14 protein-coding genes are annotated in these 17,727 nt (G+C 66.3%); 6 read left to right on the top strand and 8 right to left on the bottom strand.

Annotated elements, in window-relative coordinates; all coding sequences use genetic code 11:
- From otsB to otsA, 3 genes are all read left to right on the top strand, one after another.
- Entirely contained in the window at positions 1-759 is a 759-nt protein-coding gene (gene otsB, locus ABE546_RS13210) for a trehalose-phosphatase (RefSeq protein ID WP_088433909.1), read from the top strand.
- Between the two features lie 86 nt (positions 760-845).
- Positions 846-2,627, top strand: coding sequence for a glycoside hydrolase family 15 protein (locus ABE546_RS13205; protein ID WP_313213013.1), 1,782 nt, complete (start codon positions 846-848; stop codon positions 2,625-2,627).
- Positions 2,624-3,988 (top strand): alpha,alpha-trehalose-phosphate synthase (UDP-forming), encoded by a 1,365-nt coding sequence (otsA, locus tag ABE546_RS13200; protein WP_313213011.1) that lies wholly within the window; start codon positions 2,624-2,626, stop codon positions 3,986-3,988. Before ABE546_RS13205 ends, otsA begins: the two co-directional genes overlap by 4 nt.
- An 82-nt stretch (positions 3,989-4,070) precedes the next feature.
- On the opposite strand, the gene ABE546_RS13195 is transcribed toward otsA, so the two are convergent.
- The 3 genes from ABE546_RS13195 to rluD are packed head-to-tail and all read right to left on the bottom strand — an operon-like array spanning position 4,071 to position 6,267.
- Positions 4,071-4,496, bottom strand: coding sequence for a thiol-disulfide oxidoreductase DCC family protein (locus tag ABE546_RS13195; RefSeq protein WP_346464017.1), 426 nt, complete (start codon positions 4,494-4,496; stop codon positions 4,071-4,073).
- Positions 4,493-5,272 (bottom strand): peptidoglycan editing factor PgeF, encoded by a 780-nt coding sequence (pgeF, locus tag ABE546_RS13190; protein WP_346464010.1) that lies wholly within the window; start codon positions 5,270-5,272, stop codon positions 4,493-4,495. Before pgeF ends, ABE546_RS13195 begins: the two co-directional genes overlap by 4 nt.
- Positions 5,272-6,267, bottom strand: a complete 996-nt coding sequence (gene rluD / locus ABE546_RS13185; protein ID WP_123730367.1) for a 23S rRNA pseudouridine(1911/1915/1917) synthase RluD — start codon at positions 6,265-6,267, stop codon at positions 5,272-5,274. The genes pgeF and rluD overlap by 1 nt, the downstream gene beginning before the upstream one ends.
- Before the next feature lie 116 nt (positions 6,268-6,383).
- On the opposite strand from rluD, the gene ABE546_RS13180 reads away from it, so the two are divergent.
- Positions 6,384-7,268: an outer membrane protein assembly factor BamD gene (locus ABE546_RS13180; RefSeq protein ID WP_088433876.1), complete on the top strand. Its 885-nt coding sequence runs from the start codon at positions 6,384-6,386 to the stop codon at positions 7,266-7,268.
- A 157-nt stretch (positions 7,269-7,425) separates the two neighbouring features.
- Here ABE546_RS13180 and ABE546_RS13175 read toward each other — a convergent pair whose 3' ends face one another.
- The 3 genes from ABE546_RS13175 to sucC all read right to left on the bottom strand — a co-directional run bounded on the left by ABE546_RS13175 (position 7,426) and on the right by sucC (position 11,438).
- Positions 7,426-9,060 carry an NAD+ synthase gene (locus tag ABE546_RS13175; RefSeq protein ID WP_313213006.1) on the bottom strand — a complete coding sequence of 545 codons (1,635 nt, stop codon included), beginning with the start codon at positions 9,058-9,060 and terminating at the stop codon, positions 7,426-7,428.
- Between the two features lie 311 nt (positions 9,061-9,371).
- The gene (sucD, locus tag ABE546_RS13170; RefSeq protein ID WP_137190155.1) at positions 9,372-10,247 is read right to left on the bottom strand and encodes a succinate--CoA ligase subunit alpha; all 876 of its coding nucleotides are present in this window, start codon (positions 10,245-10,247) and stop codon (positions 9,372-9,374) included.
- Positions 10,248-10,268: 21 nt separating this feature from the next.
- Positions 10,269-11,438: an ADP-forming succinate--CoA ligase subunit beta gene (gene sucC, locus ABE546_RS13165; protein WP_313210085.1), complete on the bottom strand. Its 1,170-nt coding sequence runs from the start codon at positions 11,436-11,438 to the stop codon at positions 10,269-10,271.
- 333 nt (positions 11,439-11,771) lie between these two features.
- Here sucC and ABE546_RS13160 point away from each other — a divergent pair, with 333 nt between their 5' ends.
- Positions 11,772-13,385: an ATP-binding protein gene (locus tag ABE546_RS13160; RefSeq protein ID WP_346464009.1), complete on the top strand. Its 1,614-nt coding sequence runs from the start codon at positions 11,772-11,774 to the stop codon at positions 13,383-13,385.
- A gap of 70 nt (positions 13,386-13,455) precedes the next feature.
- Entirely contained in the window at positions 13,456-14,841 is a 1,386-nt protein-coding gene (locus ABE546_RS13155) for a sigma-54 dependent transcriptional regulator (protein WP_121039246.1), read from the top strand.
- Between the two features lie 89 nt (positions 14,842-14,930).
- Here the strand turns inward: ABE546_RS13155 and pilB are convergent, their stop codons facing one another.
- On the bottom strand, positions 14,931-16,661 hold the full coding sequence (gene pilB / locus ABE546_RS13150; RefSeq protein ID WP_346464008.1) for a type IV-A pilus assembly ATPase PilB: 1,731 nt from the start codon (positions 16,659-16,661) through the stop codon (positions 14,931-14,933).
- 287 nt (positions 16,662-16,948) lie between these two features.
- Complete coding sequence (locus ABE546_RS13145; protein ID WP_346464007.1) at positions 16,949-17,404, bottom strand: pilin; 456 nt, start codon at positions 17,402-17,404, stop codon at positions 16,949-16,951.
- Between the last annotated feature and the right edge of the window lie 323 nt (positions 17,405-17,727).

Raw genomic sequence — 17,727 nt, 5'->3', positions numbered from 1 at the left:
ATGGCCAACGACTTCCCCCAACGTCCGCCGCCGCCGCTGCTGGACGATGCCTGTGCGCTGTTCCTGGACGTGGATGGCACCCTTATCGAATTCGCGGACGACCCCGAGTCGGTCGCGCTGCTGCCCGATGTGCGTGAAGCGATCGGGCGCATCAGCGACCGGCTGGATGGCGCGGTCGCGCTGATCAGCGGGCGCCCTTTGGCGCAACTGGACAAACTTTTCGCCCCCTTGAGCCTGCCTGCGGCCGGCCTGCACGGCCACGAGCTGCGCAACCATGAGCAGCGCGCGCAGAGCAGCGATCCTTCTGCCGATACCAGCGAGTGGCTGCATGCCCTGCACCAGCAGGCGATGCGTTTCGCGCATGGCTATCCCGGCGTACTGGTGGAGGACAAAGGCCGCAGCCTGGCCCTGCACTGGCGCGGTGCCCCGCACGCCGCCAACGACGTGCGCGCCTTCGCCGAACGGCATATCCGTGGCCATGGCGGCTACCGGCTGCAGCCCGGTGACCATGTCATCGAGTTTCTGCCCGAAGGCAGCGACAAGGGCCGTGCGATGCGGCAGCTGATGCTGCAGCCGCCGTTCCGCGATCGCATGCCGGTGTTCGTCGGCGATGACCTCACCGATGAATTCGGCTTCGGCGCGGCCAACGACCTGCATGGCTGGAGCGTGCTGGTCGGTGCGCGCGAGCCCAGCGATGCGGTGTTCGCGCTGCCGACGATACGCAGCGTGCACGCCTGGCTTCGCGAGAATGCCTACTGATGCCTTGACCCCAAGGCCCCCTGACGCCGCGCGCAGGTCTCCCCCACCGGTGTGCCGCCGCGGCATGACACGAGACTTCCTGCATCATGAGCGAACCCGATCTGAATCTGGGCGTGGTCGGCAATGGCAGCTTCGGCGCGCTGATCGACAAGCACGCGCGCGTTGTCTGGAGCTGCCTGCCGACCTTCGACGGCGACCCGACCTTCTGCGCCCTGCTCGGCCCCAATCAACAGGACGGCGGTGACTTCGGCATCGAGCTGGAGGACATGGTCGACAGCGAACAGAGCTACCTGACCAACACCGCCATCCTGCGCACCGTGCTGCGCGACAAGCACGGTGGTGCGTTGGAAATCATCGATTTCGCGCCGCGCTGGCGTCAGAACGACCGCTTCTACCGACCGGTCAGCCTGATCCGCCAGGTGCGGCCGCTGTCCGGCAACCCGCGCATCATCGTGCGCGCGCGTCCACTGGCCGACTGGGGCGCCCGCGTCCCGGATGCCACGTGGGGCAGCAACCACATCCGTTGGGTGCTTCCCGACCACGTGCTGCGCCTGACCACCGATGTGCCGCTGCGTTTCGTCCGCGATGGCCTGCCGTTCGTGCTGAACCACCCTGTGCATCTGGTGCTCGGGGTGGACGAATCGCTCAACCGTTCGCTCAGTGGCTACGTGCAGGAATCCTTCCAGCGCACGCGTGACTATTGGCGCGAATGGGTGCGCTATCTGTCGATCCCGCTGGAGTGGCAGGATGCGGTGATCCGCAGCGCGATCACGCTGAAGCTGTGCCAGTACGAGGACAGCGGCGCCATCATCGCCGCGATGACCACCTCCATTCCGGAAGCACCCGGCAGCATCCGCAACTGGGATTACCGCTACTGCTGGCTGCGCGATGCCGCCTTCGTGGTGCGTACGCTCAACCGTCTCGGTGCGACCCGCACGATGGAGCAGTTCCTGGGCTACATCTTCAACCTGGCCACGGCCGATGGCAGCCTGCAACCCCTGTATGGCATCAGCTTCGAGGCCAAGCTGGAGGAAACCGAAGTCGCGTCGCTCTCCGGCTATCGCGGCATGGGCCCGGTGCGGCGGGGCAACCTGGCCTGGGTGCAGCGCCAGCACGATGTCTACGGCAGCGTGGTGCTCGCCTCCACCCAGCTGTTCTTCGATCGCCGCCTGCAGGACCCGGGCGATGCGCACACCTTCGCGCGGCTGGAGCCGCTCGGCGAGCAGGCCTTCACCCTGCACGATGTGCCCGATGCCGGCCTGTGGGAATTCCGCGGCCGCACCGAAGTGCACACCTACACCAGCGCGATGTGCTGGGCCGCGTGTGACCGCCTGTGCAAGATCGCCGTGCGCTTGAAACTGGATGACCGCGCCACCTATTGGCGCGAGCGCGCCGACATCATCCATGCCCGCATCATGCGCGACTCGTGGAGCGAAGCACTCGGCCACTTCACCGATACCTTCGGCGGCCATCGCCTGGATGCCTCGTTGCTGCTGCTGGCCGATATCGGCTTCATCGACGCCACCGATGCGCGCTTCGTCGCCACGGTCGAGGCGATCGGCCGCGATCTCAAGCACGGCAACGCGCTGTATCGCTACGTCGCGCCGGATGATTTCGGCGAGCCGGAAACCAGCTTCACCATCTGCACGTTCTGGTACATCGATGCGCTCGCCGCGATCGGTCGTCTGGACGAAGCACGCGAGATGTTCGAGATGCTGCTGGAGCGCCGCAATCACCTGGGTCTGCTGTCCGAGGATCTTGCATTCGACAGCGGCGAGGCCTGGGGCAATTTCCCGCAGACCTATTCGCACGTGGGCCTGATCACCGCCGCCATGCGCCTGTCGCGCAGCTGGCAGGAGGCATCATGAGCCGCCTGGTCGTCGTGTCCAACCGGGTCGCCGTTCCCGGTGAATCCCGCGCCGGCGGCCTGGCAGTCGGCCTGCTGGCCGCGCTCAAGGAGCGTGGCGGCCTGTGGTTCGGCTGGAGCGGGAAATCCACCCGCGACAACAGCGGCACGCTGCACGAGCAGGTGGACGGAGACATCCGCTACGTCACCATGGACCTCAACAAGCGCGACGTGGATGGCTACTACAACGGCTTCGCCAACCGCACGCTGTGGCCGCTGCTGCACTTCCGGCTGGACCTGGTCGACTACGATCGCGCCACGCGCGAAACGTACCGCCGGGTCAACGCGCTGTTCGCCGAGAAACTCGCGCCGCTGCTGCGCGAGGACGACATTGTCTGGATCCACGACTATCACCTGATCCCGCTGGCCTCGCTGCTGCGCGAGCGCGGCATCGGCTGCCGGATCGGCTTCTTCCTGCACGTGCCGATGCCCTCGGCCGATCTGCTGCAGGCGCTGCCGGATCACCTGCGGTTGTTCTCCAGCCTGTACGCCTACGATCTGGTCGGCTTCCAGACCCAGCGCGATGCGGACCGCTTCCAGTCCTACGTGCGCCTGTTCGGTGGTGGCCGCGTGCTGCCTGACGGTGAGCTGGAAGCACCCGGCGGCCGGCGTTTCCGCGCTGCGGCCTTCCCGATCGGTATCGATACCGAATTCATCGCCCGCCAGGCCAAAGCGGGGGCGAACAAACCCGCCGTCAAGGACCTGCGCGGCAGCCTGCGCAATCGTCAGCTGGCGATCGGCGTGGACCGGCTGGACTACTCCAAGGGCCTGCCCGAACGCTTCCAGGGGTTCGAGCGGTATCTGGAGCGTCATCCGGACCAGCACGGCTCGTTGACCTACCTGCAGATCGCCCCGGTTTCGCGCGGGGATGTCACCGAGTACCGCCAGCTGCGCAGCCAGCTCGAACAGATCGCCGGGCACATCAACGGCGGGCATGCCGCACCGGACTGGACCCCGCTGCGCTACGTCAACCAGAACTTCACCCATGCCACGCTGACCGGCTTCTACCGGGCAGCCGCGGTGGGCCTGGTCACGCCGCTGCGCGACGGCATGAACCTGGTCGCCAAGGAGTACGTCGCCTCGCAGGACCCCGAGAACCCGGGCGTGCTGGTGCTGTCACTGCTGGCCGGTGCCGCCGATGAATTGAAGCAGGCGCTGCTGGTCAATCCGCATGACCTGGATGGCGTCGCCGATGCGATCGCCACGGCGGCGACGATGCCGCTGAAAAAGCGCGTGGAGCGCTGGCAGGCGATGATGGAGCACCTGCGCACCTACGACATCAACCATTGGCGGCGGACGTATCTGCAGGCACTGGAAGGGTGATGCCCGCCAGCGGCCGGCACGACGGGGGATGGCGCGAACGTTTACGGTAGTGCCGGCCGCTGGCCGGCAACGCGCCCACCCGTCAGTCCAGGAACCGCGCCGCCTGCTCCGGTGTCGGCAGGAAACACGTGTCGTAACGACCGAACCACCGATACCGGTTGCGCGCCAGCGCGCGATAGGCGCGGTCGCGCAGCCTGCGGGGTAGCCAGCGCAGCACCTGCATCAGACGCCATGCACCGCCCAGGCCGGTCAGCACGCGGAGGATCGCATCGGTGTCCGTCCATGCGCGCCCCTGTTCAAGCAGCAGGAACGACGACGGATCCTCCGGATCCAGCCCGTGCGCCTGCAGCAGGGCGCGTCCGTGCACGCCCTGCATCGCAGCGAAGCGATAGCGGCCACGCGTATCAAAGCGCAGCAGGAACCGCACCCAGCGGTTGCACAGGGCGCAGACGCCGTCGAAGACGATGACCGCGTCGGCCGCGCCACTCACTGTCTGTCCAACGGTCAGGGTGCGATCCACGCCAGGGTCGCCATGCGGCCGGTGCGGCGGTCGCGCCGATGCGAATAGAACCGCTGCGGATCGGCCAGGGTGCAGTACTGCCCGCCGCTGATGTGTACCGGGTCCAACCCTGCCGATTGCAGCCGCCGGCGGGCCAACGCATACAGGTCCACCTTCCAGTGCCCCGGCCGGGTTGCCACGAAGGCCGTGGCAGCGCCTTCATCACGTTCCACGAACGCCTCGAACACGTCCTCGCCGATCTCATACAGCGCGGGCCCGGCCGCGGGGCCCAGCCAGGCCTGCAGCTGGGCGGCCGGGGTCTGCATGGCGGCTACGGTGGCCTCCAGCATGCCGTCGGCCAGCCCACGCCACCCGGCATGGGCGGCCCCGATCTCACCGCCCTCGCGTGCGGCGAAGACCACCGGGAGGCAGTCGGCGGTGAGGATCGCCAATACCACGCCCGCAACCGACGTCACGGCGGCATCGGCGGTGGGTTCAGCCTCCACGCCGATGGCCGTCGGCGGCGCGGTGAAGCGCCGCACGCCGGTGCCATGCACCTGGCGCAGCCAATGCGGCGCCGAGGGCAGGCCCAACCCGGGCACGAGCAGGTCGCGGTTGCGCTGCACCTGCGCCGGGTCATCGCCCTCGGCGGCGTAGCGGTTGCCCATGTTGAACTGGTCGAACGGCGCCACCGAGCCGCCCGCGCCGTAGCGCAGGGTGGTCAGCGCATGGACCCCGTTCGGGGCCTGCCAGTCGGCGCGCAGCACGGGCACGGTGGCCTCCATCAGCGACGGTTGCGTTCCTGCTCGGCGAAGCGCTTGCTGTCTTCGCGCAGGGCGTGCAGCAGCGCCTGCATGTCGGCCGGCGGCGGCGCACTGTTGGTGATCTTCTCGCCGGTGATCGGGTGCACGAACTCCAGCGTTTCAGCGTGCAGCGCCTGGCGCTTGAAGCCGCGCAGTTCGGCGACCAGCTCCTCGCTGGCGCCCTTGGGCAGTTTCAGCGCGCCGCCATACAGCTGATCGCCGATGATCGGGTGACGCAGGTGCGCCATGTGCACGCGGATCTGGTGGGTACGGCCGGTTTCCAGGCGGCACTCCAGCGCGGTGTGCGCACGGAAACGCTCGCGCAGGCGGTAATGGGTGATCGCTTCCTTGCCGTCTTCGCGCACGGCCATGCGGATGCGATCGCGCGGGTGGCGGTCGATACCGGCGGTGGCGGTGCCGCCGGAGACCAGCGCACCCACCACCACGGCCAGGTACTGGCGATGCACTTCACGCGCCGAGAGCTGCTCGACCAGCGCGGTCTGCGCCTGGATCGTGCGGGCGATGACCATCACACCGCTGGTGTCCTTGTCCAGGCGGTGCACGATGCCCGCACGCGGCAGCACCGACAGCGACGGATCGCGGAACAGCAGCGCATTGACCAGGGTGCCGGTCGGGTTGCCCGCGCCGGGGTGGACCACCAGGCCGACCGGCTTGTTGATCACGAAGACATGCTCGTCCTCGTACAGGACCTCCAGCGGGATGTCCTCCGGCTCGGCATGGGTCTGGGTGTCGAGAACGACATGCAGGCTGGCCACCTCGCCGCCGCGCACCGGGTCGCGCCCGCGCACGGTGTCGCCGTCCAGCAGGACGTCGCCGGACTTGATCCACTCGGTCAGCTTGGACCGGGAGAATTCGGGGAACAGCTCGGCCAGGACGGCGTCGAAACGCCGGCCGGCAGCGGTATCGGGCACGATGGCCTGGCGGGGGGAATCGGAATCAGCAGGGGTATCGGACATGGGGGTACACCGCAATAGGGACAATTTTGGGGTCCGGGCGACCAGTTTCAGTCGCGGGACAGGCCACTAGGCTATCATCGACCCTTCGTATTCCAGCCGCGTCCCGCCCTGACCCCATGATCCGACGCTCCGTTATGCTGTCCGCGCCCGTCCGCCTCGCCGCCCTGATGCTGGTGCTGCTCTTCGTCGCCACCGGCTGTCACCGCGGTACCAAGGGCAAGAATCCGGATGAAGGCCTGCCGGTCGAAACGCTCTATGAGAAGAGCCACAAGCTCATGGAAGGGGGGAACTGGAGCGGTGCCGAAGCCAGCTTCCGCCGCCTGGTGGCCCAGTACCCGTATGGCCCGTATACCGAACAGGCCATGATCGAAAGCGCCTACGCGCAGTACAAGGCCGGCAAGCACGATGACGCGGTGTCCAGCGTGGACCGCTTCATCCGTACCTACCCGACCCACCGCAACATCGCCTACATGTACTACCTGCGCGGCCTGGCCAACGGCAACCGCGACACGGTCTTCCTGCGCCGCGTCTGGTCGCTGGACCCGAGCCGCCGTGACCTGTCGAGCCCGCGCCAGGCCTATGCCGATTTCACCATCGTCACCGAGCGCTACCCGAACAGCCGCTACGCCGCCGATGCGCGCCAGCGGATGATCGCCCTGCGCGACGTGTTCGCCCAGTACGAGCTGGACAACGCCCTGTACTACCTGCGCCGCGAGGCGTACGTCTCGGCCGCTGGCCGCGCCAACTTCCTGCTGGAGAACTACCCGCAGAGCGCGTTCCAGTATGACGCCGTGGCCGCCCTGGGCGAGGCCTACACCCACCTGGGCAACAAGACCCTGGCCGACGATGCCCGCCGCGTGCTCGAGCTGAACCAGCCCGACCACCCCTGGCTGCAGGGCAAGTGGCCGAAGTACCCGTGGATGGTCCGCAAGCTGAACCCGTTTGCCGGCGAGAAGTCCGCCAGTACCGGCGAACGCAACGCCACGATGAACCGCAAATAATAGAAAAGGCCCCGAAAGGGGCCTTTTTTATTCCCCGGCGGCGACGCCGGTAGAGCCGACCGTTGGTCGGCTGCTCTACGCGGTCACCCCGGCCACCCGGCCGCCCTTCGCCCCCAACCCTGCGCCGACCACCGGTCGGCGCCTACCGGCTGGCGTCTCAGCCCTTGTACCCATTGCTGATCGGGTACCGCCGCTCACGCCCGAACGCCCGGCGCGAGACCTTCGGCCCCGGGGCTGCCTGGTGGCGCTTCCACTCGCTGGTGCGCACCAGGCGCAGCACACGGTCCACCACCTCGGCGGCATAGCCGGCGGCCACGATCTCCTCGCGCGACTGCTCCTGGTCCACATAGCGGTACAGGATGCCATCGAGCACATCGTAGGCCGGCAGCGAGTCCTGGTCGGTCTGGTTGGCGCGCAGCTCGGCCGAGGGGGGGCGGGAAATCACCGCCGGCGGGATCACCGGAGCGCCGCCCACGGTATTGCGCCACTTGGAGAGCCCGAACACCTCCGTCTTGTACAGGTCCTTGAGCGGGGCGTAGCCACCGCACATGTCCCCGTAGATGGTCGCGTAGCCCACTGCGTACTCGCTCTTGTTGCCGGTGGTCAGCAGCAGCCCGCCGAACTTGTTGGAGAGCGCCATCAGGATCACACCACGGCTGCGCGACTGCAGGTTCTCTTCCGTCACATCCGCCGCCTGCCCCTCGAACATCGGGCCGAGCGCGGCCATCAGCCCCTCGAACACCGGCTCGATCGAGACCGCTTCCAGTTTCACGCCCAGCGCGCGGCACTGCTCGGCCGCCAGGTCGTTGGACATATCCGCCGTGTAACGCGACGGCAGCCGCACCGCGGTGACATTGGCCGCGCCCAGCGCGTCCACCGCCATCGCCAGCACCAGGGCCGAATCGATGCCGCCGGACAGGCCCAGCCAGACCTTCTTGAAGCCGTTCTTGCGGCAGTAATCCTGGATCCCGCGGGTCACCGCGCGCCAGGCCAGTGCATCCATGCTCTCGTCGCCGTCGTCGATCCACTCGCGCGGCAGGAAGCGGCGGGTGCCGGCGTCGTAATCCACCACCAGCCACTGGTCGGTGAAGGCCGCAGCCGCCGGATGCACCGTGCCGTCGCCGTCAGCGACGACCGAGGCGCCATCGAACACCAGCGCGTCCTGCCCACCCACCACGTTGAGGTAGGCGATCGCCGCCCCGCTCTCGCGGGTACGCTCGGCCAGCAGCGCATCGCGCTGGGCATGCTTGCCACGCTCGTAGGGAGAAGCATTGGGCACCACCACCAGCTGCGCGCCCGCACGGACGGTATCGGCCAGCGGTTCGGCGAACCACAGGTCTTCGCAGACCAGCACGCCCACCGGCACGCCCTTCAGCTCGAACACGCAGCTGCCGCCGTCCGGATCGACATCGAAATAACGGCGCTCATCGAACACCGCGTAATTGGGCAGCTCGCGCTTGCGGTAGGTGTGTTCGACCTGGCCATCGCGCAGCACGCTGGCCGCGTTGTAGACCACCGCACCGGCGGCCTGGGGCCAACCGACCACGGCCGCGATGCCGGTGGTGGCTGCGGCGATGCGCTCCAGCGCCTGCTGGCAGTCGTAAAGGAAGCCCGGCCGCAGCAGCAGATCCTCCGGCGGATAGCCGCTGATCGCCAGCTCGGGGAACACCACCAGCTCGGCACCGTACTCATCGCGCGCCTCGGCGATCATGGCGATGATGGTGTCGGTGTTCTGCGCCACTGCGCCAACCGGAAAATCAAACTGCGCCAGGGCAATGCGGAGCGACGTCATGGGGGTCCAGCCTGTAGGTGTACTGCGCTCATTGTAGGGCCGGCCGCGGGCCGGCACCCACGCTTTCGGCGGCAGCACGATGAGGAGCCGGCCTGCGGCCGGCACTACGTGGCGTGCGTACCGGTCAGCGGCTGGTACCCCCCAAGGTGGGGATCGCCTGAAACGCAGAAAGGCCGCCCGGAGGCGGCCTTTCTGTTTGATGCAGCCGACCGACGGTCGGCTCTACCGGCAGCCGACCAACGGTCGGCTCTACGGGCAGCTGACCAACGGTCAGCTCTACCCGCGCGTCGGCCGCGGGTGCGGCCGACGGCTTATTTGACCAGCTTGGCGATGGCAGCGCCCAGGTCGCCCGGCGAGCGGACGGTGACAACACCGGCTGCTTCCATGGCGGCGAACTTGCCTTCGGCAGTGCCCTTGCCGCCCGATGCGATCGCACCGGCGTGGCCCATGCGCTTGCCGGCCGGAGCCGAGGCGCCCGCGATGAAACCGACGACCGGCTTCTTCACGTGGTTCTTGATGTACTCGGCACCGGCTTCTTCAGCGTCGCCGCCGATTTCGCCAACCATGATGATGCCCAGGGTCTGCGGATCTTCGTTGAACAGCTTGAGGCAGTCGACGAAGTTCAGGCCGTTGATCGGGTCACCACCGATGCCGATGCAGGTGGACTGGCCCAGGCCGACTTCGGTGGTCTGCTTGACCGCTTCGTAGGTCAGGGTGCCCGAGCGCGACACGATGCCGATCTTGCCCGGCATGTGGATGTGGCCCGGCATGATGCCGATCTTGCACTCGCCCGGGGTGATCACGCCGGGGCAGTTCGGGCCGACCAGCACGGTGTCCGGATGGGCACGGGTCAGCACGTTCTTGACGCGCAGCATGTCCAGCACCGGAATGCCTTCGGTGATGCACACGATGACCTGGATGCCGGCAGCGGCCGCTTCCAGGATCGCGTCAGCCGCGTACGGCGGCGGCACGTAGATGACCGAGGCGTTGGCGCCGGTGCTCTGCACGGCGTCGGCAACGGTGTTGAAGACCGGCAGATCGATGTGGGTGGTGCCGCCCTTGCCGGGGGTCACGCCGCCAACAACCTGGGTGCCGTACTCGATCATCTGAGTGGCGTGGAAGGTACCCTGCTGGCCGGTGAAGCCCTGCACGATCACCTTGGTGTTCTTATTGATCAAAACTGACATTGGATTTCCTTCGGTGTCGGATCAGGCGGCGGCTTTGACAGCAGCGACGACCTTCTTGGCACCGTCGTTGATGTTGTCGGCCGGGATGATGGCCATGCCGCTGTCACGCAGCAGCTGCTTGCCTTCTTCCACGTTGGTGCCTTCCAGGCGCACCACGACCGGAACCTTGACGCCCACTTCCTTGACCGCGGCGATGATGCCTTCGGCAATCATGTCGCAGCGGACGATGCCGCCGAAGATGTTGACGAAGATGCCTTCGACCTTGTCCGAGGACAGGATCAGCTTGAACGCTTCGATGACGCGCTGCTTGTTCGCACCGCCGCCCACGTCCAGGAAGTTCGCCGGCTCGCCGCCGTTGAGCTTGATGACGTCCATGGTGGCCATGGCCAGGCCGGCGCCGTTGACCATGCAGCCGATGTTGCCGTCCATGGTGACGTAGTTGATGTCCAGCTCCGAAGCGGTCACTTCGGTTTCGTCTTCCTGGGTCTTGTCGCGCATGGCAACCAGCGCCTTCTGACGGAACGCGGCGTTGTCGTCGCTGTCGAACTTGCCGTCCAGCGCGTACAGGTTGCCGTCGTCCAGGATGGCCAGCGGGTTGATTTCAACCAGGGCCAGGTCCTTTTCGTTGAACAGGCGGTACAGGTTCACCATGATGCTGGCGAACTGGCCGGCCTGCTTGGCGGTCAGGCCCAGCTTGAAGCCGAAATCACGGCCGTGGTAACCCTGCACGCCTTCAACGAAATCAACGTTGAGCGAGTGGATCAGCTCGGGGGTTTCAGCGGCGACCTGCTCGATCTCCACGCCGCCTTCCGAAGAAGCGATGTAGGTGATGGTCTTGGTGCCACGGTCAACCAGCACCGACAGGTACAGTTCCTTGACGATCTCACCGGCGGTGGTCACCAGCACCAGGTTGACCGGCAGTTCAACGCCTGCGGTCTGGTAGGTGGCCATCTTGGTGCCGAGCATCTTGGCCGCAGCGGCCTTCACGTCGTCGGTGGTCTTGCAGAACTTGACGCCGCCAGCCTTGCCGCGGCCGCCAGCGTGGATCTGCGCCTTGACCATCCAGGGGCCCTGGCCCAGGGCGTTGGCAGCGTCAACCGCTTCGTCCGGGGTAGCCGCGACCTTGCCGGCCGGAACGGGAATGCCGTACTCGGCAAGCAGCTGTTTTGACTGGTATTCGTGGAAATTCATGCGTCACCGTGGGAATAGGAACGACCGCACGCATCTCCAAGGCTCCCTCACGGGGGCGCCGGTAAGGACCGCGGCGGGCCCACTATTGTGGACGACCCGGCGCGCGGGCGCAAAGAAGTCAGTCCCAAGACACGCACGGGGAGGCGTTTCCGACGCAATTTCAGACAGTTGCGGCAGCGGCCGGAAACGGCCGCCCGGGCCCCCTGTGGCACGGCCGCGCAGCTGGCCGGCGCCCGCGCACCGCCCGGCCTTCACACGCCCCGCCCCCGCCGCCTGCCCCCAAACCCGGCCGGACCCCCTACACTGCCCCCATGCCAGAAGGGGAGTTCCGGCGTGTCACCCAGTGCTTCATTGATCGACCGCATCGAATCGATACCGCGGCGCGAGCTGTATTTCTTCGCGCTGTACCGCCTGCTGATGGCCACCGTCATCGGCGCGCTGCTGTTCAGCCCGCTGAGCGGCCTGGTCGGCACCGCGGACCACCCGACGCTGGCGACCATCGTGGCCAGCGGCTACCTGGTGGTGGCCGTGCTGGTGCTGCTGTTCGGGCGCAACGAGCGCTGGCTGCGCACCATCGTGGTGTGGAGCGTGGCCGCCGACATCATCGCCGCCACCCTGCTCGCCCACGCCCTGCCGGGCGCCAGCGCGGGCATCTCGATGTCGCTGCTGTTCAACATCGCCGCCGCCGCGACCCTGCTGCCGCTGAGCATGGGGCTGGGCCTGGCCGCTGCCGCCAGCACCGCCACCGCCGGCGAGTACCTCTGGAAGCAGCTCGAAGGCGGCGACCCGACCCGCACCCTGGCCGAGCTGGCCATGTTCGTCACCAGCTATCTCGCCATCGCCTTCATCAGCTACCAGGTCGGCAACCGCGCCCGCATGAACCAGCAGCTGGCCAACCAGCGCGGCGATGAAGTGGCCAACCTGTTCCAGATCAACGAGCTGATCATCCGCCGCATGCGCACCGGCGTGATCGTGGTGGACGGCGCCAACCGCATCACCCTGGCCAACGAAGCCGCCTCCACCCTGCTCGGCGATGCCGACGGCAACAGTGGCAGCGGCAAGCTGGAACTGGGCAGTGCCTCGCCCGAGCTGAGCCGCCGGCTGCTGCGCTGGCGCAACGGCTGGACCAACGAAGAAATGCCCCTGCAGCTCTCGCCGGACCAGCCCGAAGTGCAGCCACGCTTTGCCCGCCTGCTGGCCGGCAGCGACCTCACCCTGGTGTTCCTGGATGATTCCACCGTGGTCTCGCGGCGTGCCGAGTCCTTGACGCTCTCGGCGATGGGGCGCTTCTCGGCCAGCCTGGCCCATGAGATCCGCAACCCGCTGGCGGCAATCAACTACGCAGCCCAGCTGCTGGAAGAATCCACCGATATCGGCGACACCGACCGCCGCCTGCTGCAGATCATCAACCAGCAGTGCCAGCGCACCAACGGCATCGTCGAAAGCGTGCTCGGGCTGGCCCGGCGCGAGCGTGCCAACCCGGAGAACGTGGATCTGGCCTCGTTCGTGCGCCGCTTCGTGCTGGAGTACAAACAGGTCCTGTCGCTGGAAACCGACAGCGTGGAGCCGATCATCAGCGAGACCTCGGTGCACGCCCTGGTCGATCCGCGCCACCTGCATCAGATCCTCACCGTGCTGGTGCACAACGCGCTCAAGTACGGCCGCGTGGCCGAAGAGCCGGCGCGCGTGCGGCTGCGCGTGGCGCGCCAGGACCGCACCGCCATCATCGATGTGATGGACCGCGGCCCGGGCATTCCCGAGACGGTTGCCACCCAGTTGTTCCGCCCGTTCTTCACCACCTCCGAGCACGGCACCGGGCTGGGCCTGTATATCGCCCGCGAACTGTGCCGCGCCAACCAGGCACGGCTGGAGTACGTCTCAGTGCCTGCCGGCGGTGCGTGTTTCCGGCTGGTGCTGGCCGGTCCCCACACGATGATGGCCGGATGAGCCGCGCACACCCGGACGCCACCGTCAAACATTTGTCGCCAACGACCGCCCTCGGCTATCTTCCTTCCCTATGAATGACACCCGCAGCGCCCTCGTCGTCGATGACGAGCGTGACATCCGCGAACTGCTGGTACTGACCCTGGGCCGCATGGGCCTGCGCATCAGCACCGCAGCCAACCTCGCCGAAGCCCGTGAGCTGCTGGCCAGCAATCCGTACGACCTGTGCATCACCGACATGCGCCTGCCCGATGGCAACGGCATCGAGCTGGTCACCGAGATCGCTCAGCACTACCCGCGCACACCGGTGGCGATGATCACCGCGTTCGGCAGCATGGACCTGGCGGTGGAAGCGCTGAAGGCCGGCGCCTTCGATTTCGTCAGCAAGCCGGTGGACATCTCGGTGCTGCGCGGCCTGGTCAAGCACGCGCTGGAACTCAACAACACCGAGCGCGCGGCGCCCGCGCCGCTCGCCCCGGAACAGGCCGCACGCCTGCTCGGCGATTCGCCCTCGATGGATGTGCTGCGCGCCACCATCGGCAAGGTCGCGCGCAGCCAGGCGCCGGTCTACATCCTTGGCGAATCCGGCGTCGGCAAGGAACTGGTCGCCCGCACCATCCACGCGCAGAGCGCGCGCGCCCCCGGCGCGTTCGTGCCGGTCAACTGCGGCGCGATTCCGTCCGAACTGATGGAAAGCGAGTTCTTCGGCCACAAGAAGGGCAGCTTCAGCGGCGCCCATGCGGACAAGCCCGGCCTGTTCCAGGCCGCGCACGGCGGCACCCTGTTCCTGGATGAAGTGGCCGAGCTGCCCCTGCAGATGCAGGTCAAACTGCTGCGCGCGATCCAGGAAAAATCGATCCGTCCGGTCGGCGCCGCCACCGAAGTGCCGGTGGACGTGCGCATCCTTTCCGCCACGCACAAGGACCTGGGCGAACTGGTTGAAGACGGCCGCTTCCGCCACGATCTGTACTACCGCATCAACGTGATCGAACTGCGCGTGCCGCCGCTGCGCGAGCGCCGCAGCGACCTGCCGGCGCTGGCCGCCTCGATCCTGGCCCGGCTGGCCCGCACCCACGGCCGCCCGACCCCGTTGCTGGCGCCCTCGGCGCTGGAAGCCCTGGCCCAGTACCACTTCCCCGGCAACGTACGCGAACTGGAAAACATCCTCGAGCGCGCGCTTGCCCTGGCCGAAGAAGACCGCATCGGCGCCAGCGACCTGCGCCTGCCCCAGCACGCCCCACGCTTCGGTGCCGGCAATGCGCCGCCCACCCAGGAAGAAGCGGTGGTCGACCTGCCGGCCGGCAATGGCGCCCTGCCCTCCTACATCGAGCAGATGGAGCGCACCGCGATCCAGAAGGCGCTGGAAGAAAACCGCTGGAACAAGACGCGTACCGCCGCACAGCTGGGCATCACCTTCCGCGCACTGCGGTACAAGCTGAAAAAGCTCGGCATGGAGTAGCGCCACCCCATGGGTGGCTGCTTTTGATCCACCGCCCCAGAAACCAAAAGGCCCGCTTGCGCGGGCCTTTTCTCATCTGCGGACGCCGCTCAATCCTTGGTCACACGATTGATCTCCGCCAGACCGGTCACCCCGGCCGCGGCCTTGATCAACGCGGATTGGCGCAGATCGTTCACCCCGGCCAGCTGCGCGGCCTCGGCGATCTGCAGCGCATTGCCACCGGCCAGCACGATCGTCGAGATCTCATCGGTCATCGGCATCACCTGGTACAGACCGGTACGGCCCTTGTAACCCTCGGTGCACTCATCGCAGCCGACCGGCTCGAACAGCTTGATCCCCGCATCCAGCTGCGCCTGGGTGAAGCCTTCGGCCAGCAGTGCATTGGCGGGCAGTTCCACCGGGCGCTTGCAGTTGTTGCACAACCGGCGCGCCAGGCGCTGGGCGATCACCAACGTCACCGAACTGGTGATGTTGTACGGGGCGATGCCCATGTTCATCAGGCGCGCGATGGTCTGCGGCGCATCGTTGGTATGCAGCGTGGAGAGCACCATGTGGCCCGTCTGCGCCGCCTTGATCGCGATCTCCGCCGTTTCCAGATCGCGGATTTCGCCGACCATGATGATGTCCGGATCCTGGCGCAGGAACGAGCGCAGCGCCGCGGCGAAGGTCATGCCGCGCTTGACGTTCTGCTGCACCTGATTGACGCCGGGCAGGCGGATTTCCACCGGGTCTTCGGCGGTGGAGATGTTGCGCGTTTCATCGTTGAGGATGCCCAGCGCGGTATACAGCGAGACCGTCTTACCCGAGCCGGTCGGCCCGGTGACCAGCACCATGCCATACGGCTTGTGGATCGCATCCAGGAACAGCTTCTGCTGCGCCGGCTCGTAACCGAGCTTGTCGATGCCCAGCTTGGCGGCGCTGCCATCGAGGATACGCAGCACCACCTTCTCGCCGAACAGGGTAGGCAGGGTGCTGACGCGGAAGTCGATCTGGCGGGTCTTGGAGAGGTTGAGCTTGATGCGCCCATCCTGCGGCACGCGCTTTTCGGCGATATCCAGCTGCGCCATCACCTTCAGGCGCGCGGCGATGCGCTGGTTGAGCTTGACCGGGGCCTTGGCCACGTTCTTGAGCAGACCATCGATGCGCAGGCGCACGCGGTAGTCGTCTTCGTAGGGTTCGAAGTGGATGTCCGAGGCGCCCTTGCGGATGGCGTCGACGAGGACTTTGTTGATGAATTTGACTACCGGAGTGTCGTCGCTTTTTGCGTCGACGCCGGACTCCACGGCGCCGCCTTCTTCATCCCCGGCGGAGACGTCCAGATCCCCCATGTCATCGTCACCGCCGAGTGCCGAGCCCAGCGTGTCCTGCTTGGACTGCCACTGCTCCAGCGTGCGGCGAATCTGGTCTTCATCGACCAGGATCGGCTCCACCACCAGATTGGTGTGAAACTTGATCTCGTCCAGCGAATGCGTAGGATTGCTTGTGCCGACGAACAACTTGCCGCCACGCTTGAACAGCGGCAGAACATGGTGCTTGCGCAGCAGTTCCTCGCTGACCAAAGTCATTGCGTTCTGGTTGTTGTCGAACACCGACACATCCAGCAACGGCATGCCGAACTCCACTGAGTTGGCGGCAGCCAGCTGGGCGCTGGTAACCATCCTTTTCTGCGCGAACCACTGCGGGAGAGGCTGTCGCGCAGCAGCCGCCAACCCCATCGCTTCCCGAGCCGCAGCCTCTTCCAGTGCCCCGTCCTGCACCAGCCGCCGGGCGATACCGGTGATGCCAACCAAGTTGGCAGTGCTATTCACGGCAGTATTCATGGACGGACTTCCATTAATCGAGTGGATGCGAAGTAAGAGTCAAAGTCGGCATCCCTGCCAGCTCGCATCATACAAGAAGACATGTTAGCTGAGTTGGTTAACTTGCGACCTGGTCATCAATCACGGACTACTTCGCACACGCGCAGCTTGAATCCGATGAAAATCCGAACACCAAGATAGCAAGCTAGCAGCGGCAAGCAATCAAGTAAAAAACTAATAATCAAATAAATAAAAAGCCCTGCCGAAGCAGGGCTCAGTGAATCTAGGCTAATCGTCCAACTGACTAATCAGCTGTCGCCATCATCGGTGCCCTTAGCAGCCTCACGGCAGTCAGCCGGCACAAGAGCCTTATTCGTAATCGTAGTGGTGCAATCCCAGGTCAACTGGCCAGTACCAGTGCCTACAGCACTCGGAGTCAGCACGATGTTGCCCGACGCGCCCGGCACCTTCGAAGTTGCCGTCACGATACCGGTTGCATCGGTCACGGTAATACCCGAAACGTACTGAGTCGCGCCCGGGAAGGTATACCCACTGTTTGCACTGGTGACTTTGTCCAATCCGCCGAGGCTAGAAGCAGTTTCGGTGACTGCGAGCTTGGCCGGTGCGGCCATCACGATCACTTCCGACACCTTGGCGCGGGTGGTGTAATCCTGATATGCCGGCAGCGCGATGGCGGCCAGGATAGCGATGATCGCGACAACGATCATCAGTTCGATCAGGGTAAAGCCCTGCTGCTTCTTCATGAGTACATCCCCTAGAGGTAGATAAATAAGTAGGGCACTGGGCCGTTGCCTGACCGGCGGACCGGGTGAGCGAGGCGGGCGCCCGTGCGGGTGGATCGAAGCAGGTTGCGTGCCAACAGTGCCAGCAATGCTCCCCAGCATTCCCCGGCGCAATCATGGCACCAATCTCCAGGATTGGAACCCCCCGCACAACAATTTGCGACGTATCCGGCAATGTGACCTGTTGCGTCACCTTTTGACACCCACGGTCCAGGCTTGCTACCCAAAGCCGCACGCCCGGCAGGACTGCCAACGCCCCCAGGAACCGGCTACCATGCGGCGAG

It is taken from the genome of Stenotrophomonas sp. TWI377 (assembly GCF_039674525.1).
In the GTDB taxonomy this organism is placed as follows: Bacteria; Pseudomonadota; Gammaproteobacteria; order Xanthomonadales; family Xanthomonadaceae; genus Stenotrophomonas.
The sequence above is the reverse complement of the archived record's forward strand: the minus strand, read 5'-3'. Positions and strand labels throughout refer to the sequence as shown.